The sequence below is a fragment of the Desulfosarcina ovata subsp. ovata genome (assembly GCF_009689005.1).
Taxonomy (GTDB): Bacteria; Desulfobacterota; Desulfobacteria; order Desulfobacterales; family Desulfosarcinaceae; genus Desulfosarcina; species Desulfosarcina ovata.
Map to the genome: position 1 here is coordinate 6,481,477 of NZ_AP021879.1, position 16,787 is coordinate 6,498,263.

At 55.5% G+C, this 16,787-nt stretch carries 16 protein-coding genes; 10 read left to right on the top strand and 6 right to left on the bottom strand.

Annotated elements, in window-relative coordinates:
- Positions 1-389 precede the first annotated feature (389 nt).
- Positions 390-2,870 (top strand): vitamin B12-dependent ribonucleotide reductase, encoded by a 2,481-nt coding sequence (locus tag GN112_RS28370; RefSeq protein ID WP_155313243.1) that lies wholly within the window; start codon positions 390-392, stop codon positions 2,868-2,870.
- 14 nt (positions 2,871-2,884) lie between these two features.
- On the opposite strand, the gene GN112_RS28375 is transcribed toward GN112_RS28370, so the two are convergent.
- Complete coding sequence (locus GN112_RS28375; RefSeq protein ID WP_162459159.1) at positions 2,885-3,844, bottom strand: ChaN family lipoprotein; 960 nt, start codon at positions 3,842-3,844, stop codon at positions 2,885-2,887.
- Positions 3,845-3,891: 47 nt separating this feature from the next.
- Between GN112_RS28375 and GN112_RS28380 the strand changes: the two genes are divergently transcribed.
- A complete protein-coding gene (locus GN112_RS28380; protein WP_155313245.1) occupies positions 3,892-4,152 on the top strand; it encodes a hypothetical protein in 261 nt (86 codons plus the stop codon).
- A 34-nt stretch (positions 4,153-4,186) separates the two neighbouring features.
- Here the strand turns inward: GN112_RS28380 and GN112_RS28385 are convergent, their stop codons facing one another.
- From GN112_RS28385 to proC, 4 genes are all read right to left on the bottom strand, one after another.
- On the bottom strand, positions 4,187-4,663 hold the full coding sequence (locus tag GN112_RS28385; RefSeq protein WP_155313246.1) for a thioredoxin family protein: 477 nt from the start codon (positions 4,661-4,663) through the stop codon (positions 4,187-4,189).
- Between the two features lie 13 nt (positions 4,664-4,676).
- Positions 4,677-5,375, bottom strand: a complete 699-nt coding sequence (locus GN112_RS28390) for a cytochrome c biogenesis CcdA family protein (RefSeq protein WP_155313247.1) — start codon at positions 5,373-5,375, stop codon at positions 4,677-4,679.
- Between the two features lie 84 nt (positions 5,376-5,459).
- Positions 5,460-5,930 (bottom strand): MauE/DoxX family redox-associated membrane protein, encoded by a 471-nt coding sequence (locus GN112_RS28395; RefSeq protein WP_162459160.1) that lies wholly within the window; start codon positions 5,928-5,930, stop codon positions 5,460-5,462.
- Positions 5,931-6,259: 329 nt separating this feature from the next.
- Positions 6,260-7,114 carry a pyrroline-5-carboxylate reductase gene (gene proC / locus GN112_RS28400; protein WP_155313249.1) on the bottom strand — a complete coding sequence of 285 codons (855 nt, stop codon included), beginning with the start codon at positions 7,112-7,114 and terminating at the stop codon, positions 6,260-6,262.
- Positions 7,115-7,383: 269 nt separating this feature from the next.
- Here proC and GN112_RS28405 point away from each other — a divergent pair, with 269 nt between their 5' ends.
- The 8 genes from GN112_RS28405 to GN112_RS28440 all read left to right on the top strand — a co-directional run bounded on the left by GN112_RS28405 (position 7,384) and on the right by GN112_RS28440 (position 15,645).
- The gene (locus tag GN112_RS28405) at positions 7,384-9,522 is read left to right on the top strand and encodes an aldehyde ferredoxin oxidoreductase family protein (RefSeq protein WP_155313250.1); all 2,139 of its coding nucleotides are present in this window, start codon (positions 7,384-7,386) and stop codon (positions 9,520-9,522) included.
- Between the two features lie 74 nt (positions 9,523-9,596).
- Positions 9,597-9,827 carry a sulfur carrier protein ThiS gene (gene thiS, locus GN112_RS28410; RefSeq protein ID WP_155313251.1) on the top strand — a complete coding sequence of 77 codons (231 nt, stop codon included), beginning with the start codon at positions 9,597-9,599 and terminating at the stop codon, positions 9,825-9,827.
- A 272-nt stretch (positions 9,828-10,099) separates the two neighbouring features.
- Positions 10,100-10,399, top strand: coding sequence for a YggT family protein (locus tag GN112_RS28415; RefSeq protein WP_155313252.1), 300 nt, complete (start codon positions 10,100-10,102; stop codon positions 10,397-10,399).
- A 176-nt stretch (positions 10,400-10,575) separates the two neighbouring features.
- Positions 10,576-11,073 (top strand): DivIVA domain-containing protein, encoded by a 498-nt coding sequence (locus GN112_RS28420; protein WP_155313253.1) that lies wholly within the window; start codon positions 10,576-10,578, stop codon positions 11,071-11,073.
- 77 nt (positions 11,074-11,150) lie between these two features.
- Complete coding sequence (locus GN112_RS28425) at positions 11,151-12,233, top strand: type IV pilus twitching motility protein PilT (protein ID WP_155313254.1); 1,083 nt, start codon at positions 11,151-11,153, stop codon at positions 12,231-12,233.
- Positions 12,234-12,358: 125 nt separating this feature from the next.
- On the top strand, positions 12,359-13,522 hold the full coding sequence (locus GN112_RS28430; RefSeq protein WP_155313255.1) for a type IV pilus twitching motility protein PilT: 1,164 nt from the start codon (positions 12,359-12,361) through the stop codon (positions 13,520-13,522).
- Between the two features lie 194 nt (positions 13,523-13,716).
- A complete protein-coding gene (locus GN112_RS28435) occupies positions 13,717-14,373 on the top strand; it encodes a zinc-ribbon domain-containing protein (protein WP_155313256.1) in 657 nt (218 codons plus the stop codon).
- 357 nt (positions 14,374-14,730) lie between these two features.
- Positions 14,731-15,645 carry an MBL fold metallo-hydrolase gene (locus tag GN112_RS28440; protein WP_155313257.1) on the top strand — a complete coding sequence of 305 codons (915 nt, stop codon included), beginning with the start codon at positions 14,731-14,733 and terminating at the stop codon, positions 15,643-15,645.
- Positions 15,646-15,875: 230 nt separating this feature from the next.
- On the opposite strand, the gene folP is transcribed toward GN112_RS28440, so the two are convergent.
- Positions 15,876-16,742: a dihydropteroate synthase gene (gene folP / locus GN112_RS28450; protein ID WP_155313259.1), complete on the bottom strand. Its 867-nt coding sequence runs from the start codon at positions 16,740-16,742 to the stop codon at positions 15,876-15,878.
- Between the last annotated feature and the right edge of the window lie 45 nt (positions 16,743-16,787).

Consider the following 16,787-nt stretch of genomic DNA (forward strand, 5'->3'; position numbering starts at 1 on the left):
CAACGGGTATTTTCAGGATATGGTGTAATTTCAACTTTATGGCAAAGTTGGATGTTGAACCCATAGATACATCAAGATGTTGTTGTCTGTCAAGCCACTTTTTCCATATATGGTAGATTCGCCCGAGGGAGCCAGACAATCGGCAACCCGTTGTGTTTGCATGTAAAACCGTTGGGGCGATTGGATTCGGCCGATAAACTCGGTCTGGTTTCAATCTTTTTGTTATTTGGCATATGTAGGGATAAAAGCTTGTTGACATACAAGATGTTGTGTGGGAATTTGTTTAAACACTCAGAATACCTGCAACCGGAACCGACTATCCTGATCCCGTAGCAGCACCCAAATAACTACAAATCAACCTACACGGCTTATACTGGAGTCTTTGCTCGATGGCACAGAAAGAGAAAATCCTTATTGTCGACGATGGCCATGTGAACCTGAATACCCACGTTTGGAATGACCCGGTTTTCTGTCAGAATCTGGTTGGCGCCAAAGCGGTGGATCATCGCCAGGCCAAGGAAATCGTCGCATTTATCCGCTCGACCATTGATCGCATGGACCTGCGGCACATCACTTCTCCCATGGTGGATGAGATGGTCAAGGCCAAGCTGGCCGAATATGGGCTGGATGCCGGAAATCCCATCCGGCTGACCTGTGACATGTTCGTGCGCAATGGACTGGATCTTGCCGACAACGCCCATACCGTTCTTGAGCGGCGTTACCTGAAAAAGGATCGGGACGGCACCATCCAGGAAACGCCGGCCGAGATGTTCCACCGGGTTGCCCGGCACATCGCCCGGGCGGAGCTCAATTATGACAAGGACGCCGATGTGAGGCATTTCACCGAAACATTTTACGCTCTGATGACGGATTTTCGGTTTCTGCCCAACTCGCCAACCCTGATGAATGCGGGAAGGCGGTTGGGACAGCTGGCGGCCTGTTTTGTTCTGCCCATCGATGACAGCATGGAAGGGATTTTCGATTCCTTGAAAAATGCAGCCATTATTCATAAATCCGGCGGCGGCACGGGGTTTTCCTTTTCCCGGCTGCGGCCCAAAAATTCTATGGTGGGGACCACCGGCGGCATTGCCTCCGGTCCGATTTCGTTCATGAAAATTTTCAATACGGCCACCGAACAGGTGAAACAGGGAGGAACCCGCCGCGGCGCCAACATGGCCATCTTGCGGGTCGACCATCCCGACATCATGGAGTTTATTCACTGCAAAACCACCAACACCGAACTGAACAATTTCAACATCTCGGTGGGCATCACCGAAACCTTTATGAACGCGGTCAAGGACGATGTCGAATATGATCTGATGGACCCCCGGGACCACCAGGCCGTGGGTGCGCTCAAGGCCCGGGACGTGTATGAAGCCCTGGTGGAACAGGCCTGGAAAAACGGGGACCCCGGGATTGTCTTTTTGGACCGGATCAACCGGGACAACCCGACCCCCGCCCTGGGGGATATCGAAAGCACCAACCCCTGTGGCGAGCAGCCGCTGTTGCCCATGGAGGCCTGCAACCTGGGATCCATCAATCTGTCCAAATTCGTGGTTGCCGATGACGCCGGACCGCGTGTCGATTACACGGCCCTTAAAACCACCATCTCGACCGCCGTGCGGTTTCTGGACAACACCATCGACATGTCCCGTTATCCCCTCGAGGCCATTGATCGGATGGTCAAGGGGAACCGCAAGATCGGCCTGGGAATCATGGGCTTTGCCGACCTGCTGTTTCAGTTGCAGATCCCCTACAACAGCGAAAAGGCCCTGGAGGTCGCCGAAGAACTCATGGCATTCATCCAGCGTGAATCCCACCAGGCGTCGCTGGCCCTGGCCCAGGCGCGCGGACCTTTTCCCAATTATGAACAGAGCCGTTTCAGTGGTGACCGCAATGCGGCCTATCGCAACGCCACCACCACCACCATCGCGCCCACCGGCACGCTGAGCATCATCAGCAACTGTTCGTCGGGGATCGAACCGCTCTTTGCGCTCAGTTTCGTGCGCACGGTCATGGACGACGACAAACTGATGGAAGTCAACCCCCATTTTGAAGCCGTGGCCAAACAGCAGGGCTTTTATTCCCGGGCATTGATGGAAACGGTTGCCGGCACGGGGAGCATCGCCCATATCGACGATATCCCCGATGCCGTGAAACAGGTGTTTGTCACGGCCCACGATATTTCCCCCGAATGGCACCTGCGCATGCAGGCGGCGTTTCAAAAACATACCGATAACGCTGTTTCGAAAACCGTTAACCTATCCCGGGATGCCACGGTTACCGATGTCCGCAAAATCTACGACCTGGCCTGGAAGCTGGGATGCAAGGGGGTGACCATTTACCGTGACGGCAGCAAGGAAAATCAGGTGCTCTCCTTCTTGTCGGCCAAAAAGGCGGAGGATGCCTTTATGACCGCCGTGCGCAAGCGGCCCGCCACCCTGGAAGGCTTCACCACCCGGGTCAAGACCGGGCTGGGCCAGCTGTACGTCACCGTCACCGAGTACCATGGCAAACCGTTCGAGGTGTTTGCCACCATCGGCAAGTCGGGGCGTTCGACCACTGCCAAAACCGAGGCCATCGGTCGCCTGGTCTCCCTGGCGTTCCGGTCCGGGGTGACGGTGGACACGGTGGTCGAACAGCTCAAGGGGATCGGCGGCGAGCATCCGATTTTTCAAAACGGCGGGCTGGTGCTGTCCATCCCCGATGCCATTGCGCGGGTGCTGGAGGAGCGCTACCTCAAAGATGCGGAAAAGCGCAGGGGGGCGAGCAGCCTGATGGGTGAGGTCTGCCCGGAATGCGGTCAGACGATCAGTTTCGAAGAGGGATGCATGACCTGCCACTTCTGCGGCTATACCAAATGCGGGTAATGACCTGGCCTGAATCAATCCGAGGCAGGAGGCGGCATTTTCATTTTGGCCATGCCATGCGGCATCCGCGGCATGGGCGTCTGCGGCGTCACCCACAGGTAGTCGGCCCAGTCCAACTCGGCCTCTTCGCCCACCGGTGCCAGGTAGATGGTTTTGAAAGGGACGGCGTTGCGGTCGAAGGCGCGGTCGGGGATACCGAATTTGTGGATGATGTGACCGTTGCCCGCCAGAACGACCATCTTTCCCGAACCGAGATTGGCGGCCACGGCGGCGGCCATCCCATCCTCCCAGGTGCATTGGGCTTCGTAGAAGAATTCAAAGTTCGTGCGCCCCAAAATGGCGTGCATTTTGAAAATCGCTTCGACATAGCGGCGGTGTGCGGCATGGGTCAGGTCGATATGGTGGGGCAGCTGCCGACGATCCGCTTCGGAAAGGCTTTCGATACCGCCGACACTGATTTTGGGCGGAATCCAAAAGGGAATGTTCAGCGCAATGAGGCGCAGCTTTTTTTCTTTTGCATATTCAAGGATATCGCGATACAGACCGAAGTCATAACGCCAGTTGGCATACCAGTGAGTCTGCTCCAGAAACGTGGTCTCGTCCAACCGGCCGGCACGCCACCGGTCCAGTACCGGCTGGTAGGTGTGGTCGATCATCTCCATGCCGATAGCCAGATCCGGTGTCTGTGCGGACAGGGCCTTAATGATCTGGAGCTGAATGGCATGGTGCGCCGGATTGGTGTGGCTTTCGCCCACATAGATGACCCGCGTATCGGACAGTTCGGCGATCAGTTGCTCTGGTGATACAACCGTACCGGTGGCCGTTTTTAGGATGGTGTTTTTCATCAGTCGGGTGGGGTTGTCGCGGATGGCCAATGTCCGGGGTTTCACGGCACAACCGGTGTTGACCAGCAGCAACAAAAGAAAAAACAGCGTCCCACACCGGTAACGCCGGCCTGGCGCTGTGCGTTGCAATGGGCCTGGTTTTTTCGATCGTATCATCGGTGGCTTATGAGGTTTCGGTGAAAATCAAATTCAGAAACGAACTGCTCTTCCGCAAGGCGTTTATCCCCTGGTACGATACCGAACTGGTCATGCTGATGACCCTGGTTTTTTCCGTCGTGGTCCTGCTTTTCAGTATGGTCGGTGTTGCCGCAGCTCTGGATGATCCGCGCTTTCAATCCCATATCTGGGTTCCCTGCCTGCTGGGAAGCTTTTCCATGATCATTACTATTTCCACGCTCATCCGCCTGATGCGGCGGTGGTCGATCGGGGGAGACTGACCGCCGTTTGGCCGTCGACCGGCAGCCACACGGATCAGGGACTTTTTTCCAGAAAGGCCTGGAAACTCATCGTCAGGTAGCTGTCGGAACCGACGTATTTGAGGATTTTCAGCATTTCGTCGGCAGGAATGTAGCCGGGCCGGCTGCCAATCCGTTCACCGTTCTCAGAAATGAACCAGGTGCTGGGCAGGCCCTGCACTCTGTATCGGGTCGCGATATCCTGCTGCCGGTCCGAGTTGACGCTGACCGGTACGAACTTGCGGTTGACGTAGGCGATGACCGCCGGGTTTTGGAAGGTCTCCTTTTCCATCTGATGACAGTAGCGGCACCAGTCTGCGCTGAAGACCATAAACACTTTCTTGTTTTCATCTTCGCCTTTCCGGCGGCCTTCATCGTAAGACATCCACTGGATGCCGTCACCCGCCTGGGCCGCCTCCACGGGGAATCTGCCGCCCAACACGGCGGTCACCAGGATGAGGACAACGGCGGTCAATATCTGTTTTTTATTCATAACAAGTTGTTTCCTATACGCTCATCAGGCTCAGGTTGTTGGTTACCAGCAGCAGGCCAATGATAAAAAGCAGCCCGCCGGCTGTGATGTTGATATACTTTATCGACCAGGCGGCCTTTTTTATCAAGGTTAACAGAGAATCCACAAAGATGGAAAGCATCAAAAAAGGGAGTGCCAGACCGCCGGCGTAGACCGCCAGCAGGCCGATGCCATTGGCAACGGTTGCCTGGTTGCCGGCAACGATCAATATCGATCCCAGAAGTGGTCCGATGCACGGGCTCCATCCGGCACCAAAAGCCATTCCTACCATAAACGTGCCCAGAAAATGGAGCGGCTTTTTCTGAACCTGGAAGCGGTGTTCGAATTCCAGGGCCTTGAACCGCAGCAGCCCGGTCATGTGAATCCCCAGTACGATGATCAGAATTCCGCCGATGACCCGTATCCAGTCCCGATATTGAAAAATAAGACCGCCCATGTAGGAGGCCGATGCTCCCATGAGAATGAAAACCAGCGAGAATCCGAGGACATAACACAAGGTGGCCAGAACCACCCGAATCCGAACCGCAGAGCTTTTTGCCTGGGTCAGTTCCTCCAGGGAAAGCCCGGTGATAAAGGTAAAATAGGCCGGTATCAGCGGCAGGATGCAGGGGGAGAAAAAAGATAGCAGGCCTGCCAGCAGCGCGGCCGGATAAGAGATCGTTTCGGTGAACATGCGTGTTTGATCAACTCCCTGGTATCGGTTGCCGGGCCCCGCACGGGACCGCCTTTACTGGTGATCCGCAGACGCCCGAAATGGTTACACCCGGCGTGAGGGGCGAGATGCGACGCCGGGGTGCCGGTGTGCCGAGTCGGCCAGGACCCACACGGCAGCGGCCAGAATCGCCAGATCGCGCAGCGTGTTCCACAAGATGCTGGACGGCTCCCGGGCGGAGAGGGAAAAACAGCCGCAGGCAATGTCAAGTCCCCGATACCCGTTATAGATGGTGATGCCGATAAAGGCCACCATCATCAGACCGATCAACAGCGCCGCTCCCTCGTCAAGCCATCCACAGACCAGCGCCAGCCCGCACAGCGCCTCGACCCAAGGAAAGACGACTGCCGTTGCGGTGACCAGTTGCGGGGGAAGCAACTGGTAGTTGGCCACGATGGCTGCAAAGGCGCCGGGATCAATAATTTTTCCTGCGCTGGAGAACAGGAAGACAATACCCAGAATGATCTTGACGGCCCTGGAGACCGGTACCCGTCCGGTTGTCAATGGTAATGTCATGACGCTGTCCCATTGGTTTTCATCCTGATTCCCCCTACCATAACCACGTGATGTCCATCGGGCAAGCACGTCGGCCAGTGGCAGGCAGGGTAACCGCATTTAACTTTTTGTTGCTTTTTTCCCCGGTAGTGACTGGTTGAAAATGCCAAATGTCCAATGAAAAATGACAACTGGTGATATTCTATCCATTTATAATCGATCCGATCCTTCAATTGACATTTGGATTTTTACATTTGGCATTGATTGAATTGGAGCGGTGGGTTTCTGATCACACCATCAACAACAATACATCCAAGTGCGGTTACCCTGTCGGTGTCTGAGGCAGGCGCTCAGGTTTTGGTTTCCCCGTTGGCAAAATTTTTAATTACGATTTCCCCAAGTTCCTTGGATCGGTTGGTGGCCGCCTCCACGGCATTGATCAGGGTGGTTCGCAGTCCTCCTTTTTCCAATGTGTGCAAACCGGCGATGGCCGTTCCGCCCGGCGAGGTGACCGAATCTTTGAGCGGGCCGGGATGGGAGCCGGTCTCCAAGAGCAGCTTGGCCGATCCGAGGATGGTCTGGGATGCCAGAAACAGGGCATCTTTCCTGGAAAGGCCAACCTTGACACCGGCATCGGCCAGGGCATCCGCGATCAGGAAAATGTACGCCGGTCCACTGCCGCTGAGTCCTGTGATGGCATCCATCAGGTAGTTTTCCTTGAGGAAGATCGATTTGCCGACCGAGTCGAAAATGGCCATGGCCAGCCGGACGTCATCCTTGCTGGCGTGTCCACCGGCTGCCACGGCCGTGGCCCCTTCCCGCACCGCCACGGCAACGTTGGGCATGACCCGGATCAGGCGCAGATCCTTGTTGAGAACGGCTTCGATGGCCGCCATGGGAACGCCGGCGGCAATTGATATGATCAACTTGCTCATATCCAGATGGTCGGCCGTTTCCCGGAGCACACTGGCGATGATCTGCGGCTTGACCGCATAGATGATGATGTCAGACGCGTTGACGACCTTGATATTGTCGGTGGTGGTGGCGACATGGAATTTTTGTTGCACCACCTCCAGCTGGCTCTCGTTCGCATCGGAGCAGATAATATTTTCCGGCCCGGTCGCACCGGAACCGATCAGTCCGTCAATTAAGGCATTGCCCATATTTCCGGCACCGATCATCCCGATTTTTTTGTTGCTCAGCATGAATGCATTCTCCTTTGGATTGTGTTGCGTAAAACGATCAAGTACGTTTTCGCCCTTCTGCCTGTCAAGGGAAATCCACACGTCGGGTAATGGCTACGATTTCTGTTTCATGGGCCGTGATTATTTCAGGAAATCGCTCCCAGCTGTAAGAAGTGGTAAGCGGGGTGTTTGTTCCCAATTCTTCCCTTGCCTGGAAAAGCCCTTGAAAATAGCCTTTAATTCCATTTTAATGAAAATAATGACCACCTCGTACCCATAAGGAGGGCATCATGGTTGCACCAAAACCCATTTCATTAAAGGCATTGAACTATCAACGCCCTGAAACCCACCGGGGATACACGGATCACTTTCTTGACATCGATCTGTCCGTGCCGACGATTGCCATCGGTACCATCGATACCAAAATCAAACAGACATTTATCGGCGGCAAAGGATTCGATCTGTGGCTGCTCTGGCAGGCGGTCAGCGGCCAGACCCGTTGGAATGACCCTCAAAATGCCATCTGCATCGCTTCCGGTCCCATGGGCGGAACCCCTTCCTTCCCCGGTTCCGGCAAAAGCATCGTGACGGCCATTTCGCCGCTTACCGGGTCGGTGATTGATTCCAATGTGGGCGGTTATTTCGGTCCCTACTTGAAGTTTTCGGGGTTCGATGCCCTGCGGATCACCGGCAAGTCCGCAGGCGACACGGTCATTTTTATCGACGGAGTGGCCGGTAAAATCGAGATCCTCTCCATGACCGGGTTGCCATCCGACGCCTATGCCCTTTCCGACATGCTTTCGCAGCATTTCGCAGCGGACAAGAAGACCGGTGTCTCGGTGGTCTCCAGTGGACCGGGGGCGGCGAACACCCGGATCGGCTGCCTCAATTTTTCCTGGTATGACAATGGCCGCGGCCGGGTGCGGTATAAACAGGCCGGTCGCGGGGGGATTGGAACGGTATTCGCCGACAAGGGACTTAAGGCCGTGGTCGCCCGCTGGGAGCAGGTCTCGCTGAAAACGAACCGGCCGGCCGACCTGGAAGCGGTCAGGGCCGTGGCCAAGAGGTACGCCCGTGAGATTGTCGAGTTGGATCCCAAGCAGAATGAAATGGCCCGTATCGGTACCACGCATCTGGTGCCGATCATGAACGACTTTGATTTGCTGCCGACCAATAACTTCCAGTACGGCTCCCATCCGGCTGCGGCGCTGATCGGCCGCGAAGCGTTTGAAAAACTCTTCGACCCGGGATTCGACGGTTGCTGGAAGGGGTGCACCGTGGCCTGTGCCCATGGGGTCCGGGATTTTGTGCCCTTTACCGGTGCCTACAAAGGATGCAAGGTCTTTGTGGACGGACCGGAGTACGAAACCATCGCTGGTTGCGGTTCCAACCTGGGCATTTTCGATCCCTTCACGATTCTGGAGATGAATTTTTACTGCGATACCTATGGGCTGGATACGATCAGTGTGGGCACGGCGATTGCCTTTGCCATGGAGTGTTTCGAACGGGGGCTGATCAACCGTGACCACACCGGAGGCATGGATCTCTCCTTCGGCAACCGGTTGAACGCTTTGGAACTGGTTCACCAGATGGCCGCCGGCACGGGGTTCGGCACCATTGTGGGGCAGGGCGTCCGCCGCATGAAGGCCATCTTTGCCGAGCGCTTCGGTGCCGATCCGGCCATGCTGAAGGACATCGGCATGGAATCCAAGGGGTTGGAGTTTTCCGAATATATGACCAAGGAATCGCTGGCCCAGCAGGGGGGGTACGGATTGGCCCTCAAAGGCCCTCAACACGACGAAGCCTGGCTGATTTTTCTGGATATGGTGCATAATTTCATGCCTACCTTCGAACAGAAGGCCGAGGCCCTGCATTGGTTCCCCATGGTCCGAACCTGGTTCGGTCTGTGCGGCCTGTGCAAGCTGCCCTGGAACGACATTGTTCCCGAAGACAACAAAGCGACCCCGGAACCGGCCAAGGTCATGAAGCACGTCGGTTGGTATGCCGACTACTATACAGCGGTGACCGGCAACAACGCCACTCCGGAAGATCTCATCACCATGAGCGAGACGGTTTACAATTATCAGCGCATCTTCAGCCTTAAAATGGGGTATGGCACCCGTGAACACGATACATTGCCCTATCGCGCCGTCGGCCCGGTTACCGTTGAAGAGTACGAGTCCCGCCAGGAGCGCTATGACCGCCAGCTGACCGAAACCCATCAGGTGGATATCGCCGGTAAGGACACTCCCTGGAAAGTGGCCGCGTTGCGCAGCCGGCGTGAGGCCCGCTACGAGACCCTCAAGGATGCGGTTTACAAGCGCCGCGGCTGGACCGATCGGGGAATCCCCACGGTGGCTACGGTCAAACGCCTAGGAATCGATTTCCCGGATGTCCTGGCGGTACTGGCGGAAAACGGCGTGACCTAGTGCCCATCCAGAAATGGCCAATTTGCCCGATATCTTTGTTGCGCGAAAAATTTTATCCTCGGAATATCAACCATATGCCTGTGGTAAAGTTTTGGGATGGTGCCGAGATGATTACCGTCGATGACAGACCGATGCCCTGGCATGCCGGGATGTGTGTGGCCGATCTGCTGGCCGGCCTGCCCGATGGTCACCTTTACGCCGTGGTAAAGATGGACGGCCGGCTGATCGGCCGGCCCCGGTTTGCCGGAACCCAGGTACCCGATGGCGCCCGAATCGATCTCATTCCCATGATTGCCGGTGGCTGACACAGATTTGAATCAACGCCGGATCGCCCGTGCGAACGATGCTGCCGGCGGTTGCAGGAAGCCATCCATGGATAGGTCATTGACGGTTGTAAGAGCGGACTATGCCCGCGAAAAACAGAAAAACGGTCCAATTGCGGTTGCTCCGATCCAACCCTATGAAAAAACTTGACGTATCGGAACAAAAGGTCGTATTTTTTGCATGCTGTTAATTCGTCAATGCATGCGGTCTGCCATGCAGCACCGATTTCCCTTACCGATGAGGATGATATTTGATGTATATTGTGGGCTACTTTTTTATGGCCGCGGCCAAAGTCATGGATGTGGTGCTGCTTTTTTTCATGTGGCTGGTGATTTTTCGTGCCATTTTGTCCTGGGTCAATCCGGACCCTTATAATGCCATCGTACGCTTTATTCACAATGCCACCGAACCGGTGCTCTATCCAATCCGCGCCAAGCTGCCGATAAACTATGGCGGGATCGATTTTTCGCCCGTCGTCGTTTTTCTGGTGATTATTTTTTTACGGACATTTGTGGTCAACAGCCTGTTGCGTATGGCGGCCTCACTGATCTGAGGGCGACCAAAAACGGGATGGGTCCCATTATTTTTCAATAGTTCCGGCCACGGCGCTTTCGCCGAAATAACCCGAGATCGTCGGTGTTCTCCGAGCTTCACCATATCCGGTAATCATTAAAATTGCATTTTTTTGTTATTCCATCACCCTAACCTGCCGATAACAGGATCGTTGTCATGAAACTTACGCCTTTGGACATTCAGCAGCAGCAATTCAAGGTCCGTTTCCGCGGCTTTGACGTACGTGAGGTGGATCGGTTCCTCGAACAGACGGCCGATGCTTTTGCGTCACTCCAGGAAACCGCCAAACGCCAGGAGGAGGAGATTCGTCGGCTCAAGTTGGAAAAACAGGGGTACAAGGAGCGCGAGGAGACCTTCAAACGGGCCATGCTCAATTCCCAGAAGGTACTCGAACAGATGAAGGACAACGCCCGCAAATCGGCGGAGATTATTATTGCCGATGCTGAGGTCAAAGCGGAGAAAATCCTCAATCGCGCCCATGGCCGGCTCTCCCAGCTCCATGAGGATATCGCTGAACTCAAACGTCAGCGCGTCCAGATCGAGGTTCAGATCCAGTCCATCATTGATGCGCATACCAAGCTGCTTGAGATCGGCAAGGAAGGAATGGATGCCATGGACGCCGAAGACACCAAAATCAAGCTGCTCAATCAATAGCAGCGGCGTCGGCCGTCAAGGGCGTGTACCGGATTCCAGCGGCAATCCACATTTGTGTCCCCCATCAGGAGAACTGTATGGCCAAAATCGATGCCTTTTTCAAACTCATGCACGAGCAGAATGCATCTGACCTCCATTTGCTATCGGGCCAGCCACCGGCCCTGCGGATTCACGGTGACATCGAGCGGGTAAAGTACAAAGTGCTGGATAACGACGACTTGCGCAAGATGCTTTACGAGATCACGCCTGAAGACAAGATCAAACACTTTGAAGAGACCGGCGATGTGGATTTCGGTTATGAAATTCCCGGCCTGGCCCGTTACCGGGCCAATTATTTCATGCAAAAAAATGGCCTCGGAGCCGTTTTCCGGGAAATTCCCAGTGCGATTCTGACCGCCGAGCAGCTGGGGTTGCCGCCGGTCATGTCCAAGCTGGCGTCGCTTCCCAGGGGGCTGGTTATTGTTACCGGGCCCACCGGGTCCGGTAAATCCACCACCCTGGCGGCAATCCTTGATGTGGCCAACCGCACCCGCAGCGATCATATCATTACCATCGAGGACCCCATCGAATTTGTTCACAAAAGCCGTGGCTGTCTGGTCAACCACCGCGAGGTGGGCCTACATACCAAGTCATTTAGCGCAGCCCTGCGTGGTGCCCTGCGCGAGGACCCGGATATCATTCTGGTGGGCGAAATGCGTGATCTGGAGACCATTTCACTGGCCATCGAAGCCAGTGCCACCGGACACTTGGTGTTCGGTACGCTGCACACCACCAGTGCACCCAAGACCGTGGACCGTATCGTGGAGGTTTTTCCCGCCCAGGAGCAGGCCCAGATTCGTTCCACCCTGGCAGATGGTATCCGGGCGATTATCTCCCAGACCCTGTTCAAGCGGATTGACAAAAAAGGACGGGTGCCGGCCCTGGAGATTCTCATTGCCACGCCAGCGGTGCGCAACCTGATCCGCGAGGCCAAATCCCACCAGCTGCCGTCCATGATGCAGACCGGCAAGAAGTACGGCATGCAACTGCTTGACGATGCCATCATGGATCTCTACAACAAAGGGCGCATTTCTGCCGATGATGCCTATACCAAGGCCAATGACAAATCCCGCTTCCGGCCGCTGCTCAAGTCTCCGCCCACCGATTTTACCGAAGCCTGACGCGCTTGTGCCTTCGGTCCGGACCGATTGGGCACCGCTGAGAAATTCACGGGGGGACGCCGAAAGCGGTGTGAAACGATTCAGACCATGACGATGTGACCCGTGGCCGCAATCAAAGGGGAGCCATGAAAAAGCAGGAAGTCGACCATATTCTGACACGCATGCTCGATTCCCACAGCAACGTGTCCGACCTCAACATTACCGTGGGCAAACCGTTGCAGGTGGAGAGCAGCGGGGAACTGGTGCCGGTGGACATCAAACCGGAAATCAGGGAACTGAGCCCGTTTCAGACGGAAACCTTTGCCCTTAACCTGATCAACCAGGATCGCCGTTTGACCGAAATGCTGATCGAGACCGGTTCCTGTGACCTCTCTTACTCACTGCCCGGCAAAGCCCGTTTTCGGGTCAACATTTTTTCGCAGACAGGGCATTACTCGATCGTTCTTCGGAAGCTCGAATCCAAGATCCCCACGATTCGCGAACTCAATCTTCCGGATACCTTCTATACGATCGCCAAGGAACTCAACGGGATTGTTTTTGTCACCGGCTCCACCGGTTCGGGAAAGTCGACGTCGTTGGCTGCGGTTCTGGAGGAGGTCAATGAGGCCCGTTCAGTGCATGTGGTGACCCTGGAGGATCCCATTGAATACCAGCACCCCCATAAAAAGGCCACCTTCAACCAGCGGGAGTTGGGTGCCGATTTCGATAATTTCCCCAATGGGTTGCGGGCCGCCTTGCGCCAGGCCCCCAAGGTGATCCTGGTGGGGGAAATGCGCGATCGCGAGACCGTTGAGATTGGCCTCAATGCGGCCGAAACCGGCCACCTGGTGCTGACCACCCTGCATACCGTGGATGCCGGCCAGACGATCAACCGTATCCTGGGCATGTTTCCCAATGAGGAGGAACGACAGATCCGGATCCGGCTGGCCGACACGATGCGCTGGATTGTCGGGCAGCGTCTGCTGCCCAAGATTGGCGGTGGACGGGTGGCGGCATTCGAAATACTTGGCACCAACCTGCGGGTCAAGGATGCCATCCTGCACGGCGAGAGCGAAGGCAAAACCTTTTACGAGATCATGCAGGCCGGCCGGCCATTCGGGATGACCACATTTGACGAGCATATCGTCGGCCTTTACGAGCAAGGCCTGATCACTCAGGAGACCGCCATGACCTATGCCTCCCACAAGGGTGTGGCTGGACGCGGAATCGACCGGGTCAAAAGTGCGCGCGGCGAATCCACCACCGACATTGACAAGCTTGAGATTGACCGCAGTTATGACAAGGCCTAACTAGTGTCCATCCAGAAATGACCAATTTGCCCGATATCGGCGTTGCGCGAAAAATTTTATCCTCGGAATATCAACCATATGCCTGTGGTAAAATTTTTCGGGCGCCTTGATCTCAACCCAATTTGCCTATTTCTGGATGGACACTAACTAATACCACCGAAGGATGCGACAGGGAAAGGATCGGTTGCAAACCCATGGAAATCATTTGTGAAAGCTGCCAGAGCAAATTCAGGATTGCCGACGAAAAGCTTCCCAAGGACAAGACCGCTTTCCTGAAATGCCCCAAATGCAGCCACCGGATCAGTGTCCCGCCGGTGGGCAGCCCTCCGCCACCCGCCAGCGAACCGGACATTGAAGAGGATTTCTTTTCTTTTGATGAAGATGAAGACGACGGCTATGATGCGACGGAGAAACCCTTTGATTTTGTGGAAGAGGAGGGCAAGACCGCCCTGCTTTGCGAATTGGATCCGGCGATCAAAAAAGCACTGGTGCCGGTGCTGGAAGTCCTCGAATACCATATTACGGAGGTGAAAAACAGCCGTGAAGCGCTGAAGTCCATGCGTTATCACAGCTATGACCTCATTGCGGTCAACGAGTTTTTTGACACCAAAAATCCGGATGCCAACGGTGTGCTGATTTATCTGGAACGGCTCAACATGGTGGTGCGACGGAATATTTTTGTGGTCATGGTGACCAACCGTTTTCGTACCATGGACCACATGGTGGCCTTTCAGAAGAGTGTCAACATGATTATCAATGTGGACAACATCATCGATTTCGATAAAATCCTGAGACGCGGTCTGGCTGATTTCGGCCTGTTTTATCAAACGTACAAAGATTGTCTTGAGTAAGGTTGCCGGAAATAAATAATTCCTCCATCCTGCTTGTCTTTGTGCCCGTCTACCGCGTGGCCGCCACCGGCACATATTCCCGATATGCACCGGTGACGGCGCCTTGTTGACGACCCCAAATCCATCGCGATCTGGGGGAATTATTTATTTCCGGCAACCTAATCCGGGCTTTTCAAACTGCCTTTAAGGGAAAGCATGTCACCCAAAAGTAAATATACTTGCACGGAATACCGCCAGGAGATGATCTTGCTGGGTCTGAAACGTCAATTGGCCGACCCGCAGCTGTCGGATGCGGAACGAATCCGTCTGGCCGAGCGCGTCCGTGAGCTTGAGCAACAGATGGGAATGGATTGAAGCGTGTCTACGATTGAGCGGATCGCTCCGGATTTGTTTCTGATTGGATTGGTGCCCCCCATCGATGGCTTTGATAATTTTATCGCTGCCTGGTTGTGGAAGGGACCGGATGCGACCTGCCTGGTGGATGTGGGGCCGGCGGCCACGGCCGACCATCTGATCGCGGCGATCGGCACGTTGGGTGTCGACCACCTCGATTACATCTGCCTGACCCACATCCATGTGGATCATGCCGGTGCCGTGGGGCATCTGAGCCGCCGCTTTCCGGATGCGTCGATTGTCTGTCATCCCAAAGGCGTGGCTCATATTGTGGATCCCGAGCATTTATGGCAGGGGACGCTGAAGACGTTGGGGGAAACCGGACGTGCCTATGGCCCCATGCTGCCATTGGATCCGTTGGCCATTGCCGGTCCCGAACAGCTGAAAAAGGCCCCTTTCCATTTGCTGGACACCCCCGGTCATTCTCCGCACCATTTCGCCATTGCGGCAAATGGCTATCTTTTTGCCGGTGAAGCCGGTGGCGTGTGTCTGCCGCTTCCTTCGGGAGAAATTTACCTGCGACCGGCGACACCGCCCCGTTTTTTTCTGGATATCTCCTTGGCCAGCCTCGATCGCCTCATCGCGACCAAACCGGATATGCTTTGCTACGGCCATTTCGGAATGCGCCGGGATGGTTTGGCGCTGCTGGTCCGGCATCGTGAGCAGCTGCTTTTCTGGAACCGCACCCTGGCTGCTGAAATTCAGGGGAAGCCCCTGGAATCGATCGATGATTTCACCTCGTGGGTGGATTTGATGATAGAAGCGGATCCGCTGATGGGCGGGTTTCATCAACTGCCCCCCGCCGTCCAGCAGCGAGAACGCAGTTTCCTGACGAACAGTGTGAAGGGATTTGCCGGTTATCTGGCCGGGCTGCCGTAAAATCCGCATCCACGACGGCACAGACCGAATATCTTTGCCCGCCACGCCGTTGGTTTTCCCCCAAACGCCACAATAACGAAGTTACGATAGCCTATTTTTATAGTTTTTAAGATAATGTTTTTGGCAAGGCCAGAGGGAGGAAGCTGTATCAATCATACCGCGACGACCGATAACGCCGTCCAAAAACATTATCTTGAATGCTATAGGAAAGCGATGATGCGCATGGGCGCTTACGCGGATTGAATGGCGTCGATCACGGAAAGCGTGGCACGCGTGCGGGCCACATCATGAACCCGGACGATGTGCGCCCCTTTCATGGCCGCCGCCGCCACCGTCGCCTGGGTTCCCCAGGCCACTTCGGGGGAAAGTGGGTCGATGTCTTTTTCAGCCGGATCCTTGACCAACTGGCGAACGAACATCTTGCGGGAAGATCCCACCAGCAGCGGCGCACCCAGGTCATGAAATCGGTCCAGTTCCCGCAAAATCTGTAGGTTGTGGGCAATGGTTTTGCCGAACCCGATACCCGGGTCCAGGATGATGGCTTCCCGCGCCACACCGGCGTTGATCGCCACTGCCACGGCATCTTCGAGAAACCGCTTCACCTCGCCGATCAGGTCGGTGTAGGTCGGGGCTGCCTGCATGGTTTTTGGCGTGCCTTTCATGTGCATCAGAATCAGCGGCACCTGGCATTGGGCGGCTGTGGCGGCCATTTCGGGATCCATGCGAAGGGCGGCGATATCGTTGATGATGGTGGCACCGGCGGCCACCGCCGCTTTCGCCACCGCGGCTTTGGTGGTGTCAACGGAGATGGGCACGTTGACCTTTGTGGCCAAACGCTCGATCACCGGGATCACCCGTTCCAGTTCTTCTTCTGAACTCACCGGTTCGGAATAGGGGCGGGTGGATTCACCGCCGATATCGAGAATGTCGGCGCCGTCGGCGACCAGTTGCAGGGCCTGGGCGACCGCCCGATCGGTGGAGAAAAAATGACCTCCGTCGGAAAACGAGTCCGGGGTGATGTTGACAATGCCCATGATCAGGGTACGTTGTCCCAGTTCCAGTGATTGCGAGCCGCAGGCAAGGGTGTAAATCGGCATCGAATATACTCATTTCAAGGGTGAAGGGTATTAGGCGTTGAGGAG

Excerpts from the sequence above, each read along its gene's own strand:
- thiS (WP_155313251.1), top strand. The coding sequence starts at position 9,597 with ATGCCTGTGGTAAAGTTTTGGGATGGTGCCGAGATGATTACCGTCGAT.
- GN112_RS28425 (WP_155313254.1), top strand. The coding sequence starts at position 11,151 with ATGGCCAAAATCGATGCCTTTTTCAAACTCATGCACGAGCAGAATGCA.
- GN112_RS28390 (WP_155313247.1), bottom strand. The coding sequence starts at position 5,375 with ATGTTCACCGAAACGATCTCTTATCCGGCCGCGCTGCTGGCAGGCCTG.
- GN112_RS28415 (WP_155313252.1), top strand. The coding sequence starts at position 10,100 with ATGTATATTGTGGGCTACTTTTTTATGGCCGCGGCCAAAGTCATGGAT.
- GN112_RS28420 (WP_155313253.1), top strand. The coding sequence starts at position 10,576 with ATGAAACTTACGCCTTTGGACATTCAGCAGCAGCAATTCAAGGTCCGT.
- GN112_RS28395 (WP_162459160.1), bottom strand. The coding sequence starts at position 5,930 with ATGACATTACCATTGACAACCGGACGGGTACCGGTCTCCAGGGCCGTC.
- GN112_RS28430 (WP_155313255.1), top strand. The coding sequence starts at position 12,359 with ATGAAAAAGCAGGAAGTCGACCATATTCTGACACGCATGCTCGATTCC.
- GN112_RS28385 (WP_155313246.1), bottom strand. The coding sequence starts at position 4,663 with ATGAATAAAAAACAGATATTGACCGCCGTTGTCCTCATCCTGGTGACC.
- GN112_RS28435 (WP_155313256.1), top strand. The coding sequence starts at position 13,717 with ATGGAAATCATTTGTGAAAGCTGCCAGAGCAAATTCAGGATTGCCGAC.
- proC (WP_155313249.1), bottom strand. The coding sequence starts at position 7,114 with ATGCTGAGCAACAAAAAAATCGGGATGATCGGTGCCGGAAATATGGGC.
- GN112_RS28370 (WP_155313243.1), top strand. The coding sequence starts at position 390 with ATGGCACAGAAAGAGAAAATCCTTATTGTCGACGATGGCCATGTGAAC.
- GN112_RS28405 (WP_155313250.1), top strand. The coding sequence starts at position 7,384 with ATGGTTGCACCAAAACCCATTTCATTAAAGGCATTGAACTATCAACGC.
- folP (WP_155313259.1), bottom strand. The coding sequence starts at position 16,742 with ATGCCGATTTACACCCTTGCCTGCGGCTCGCAATCACTGGAACTGGGA.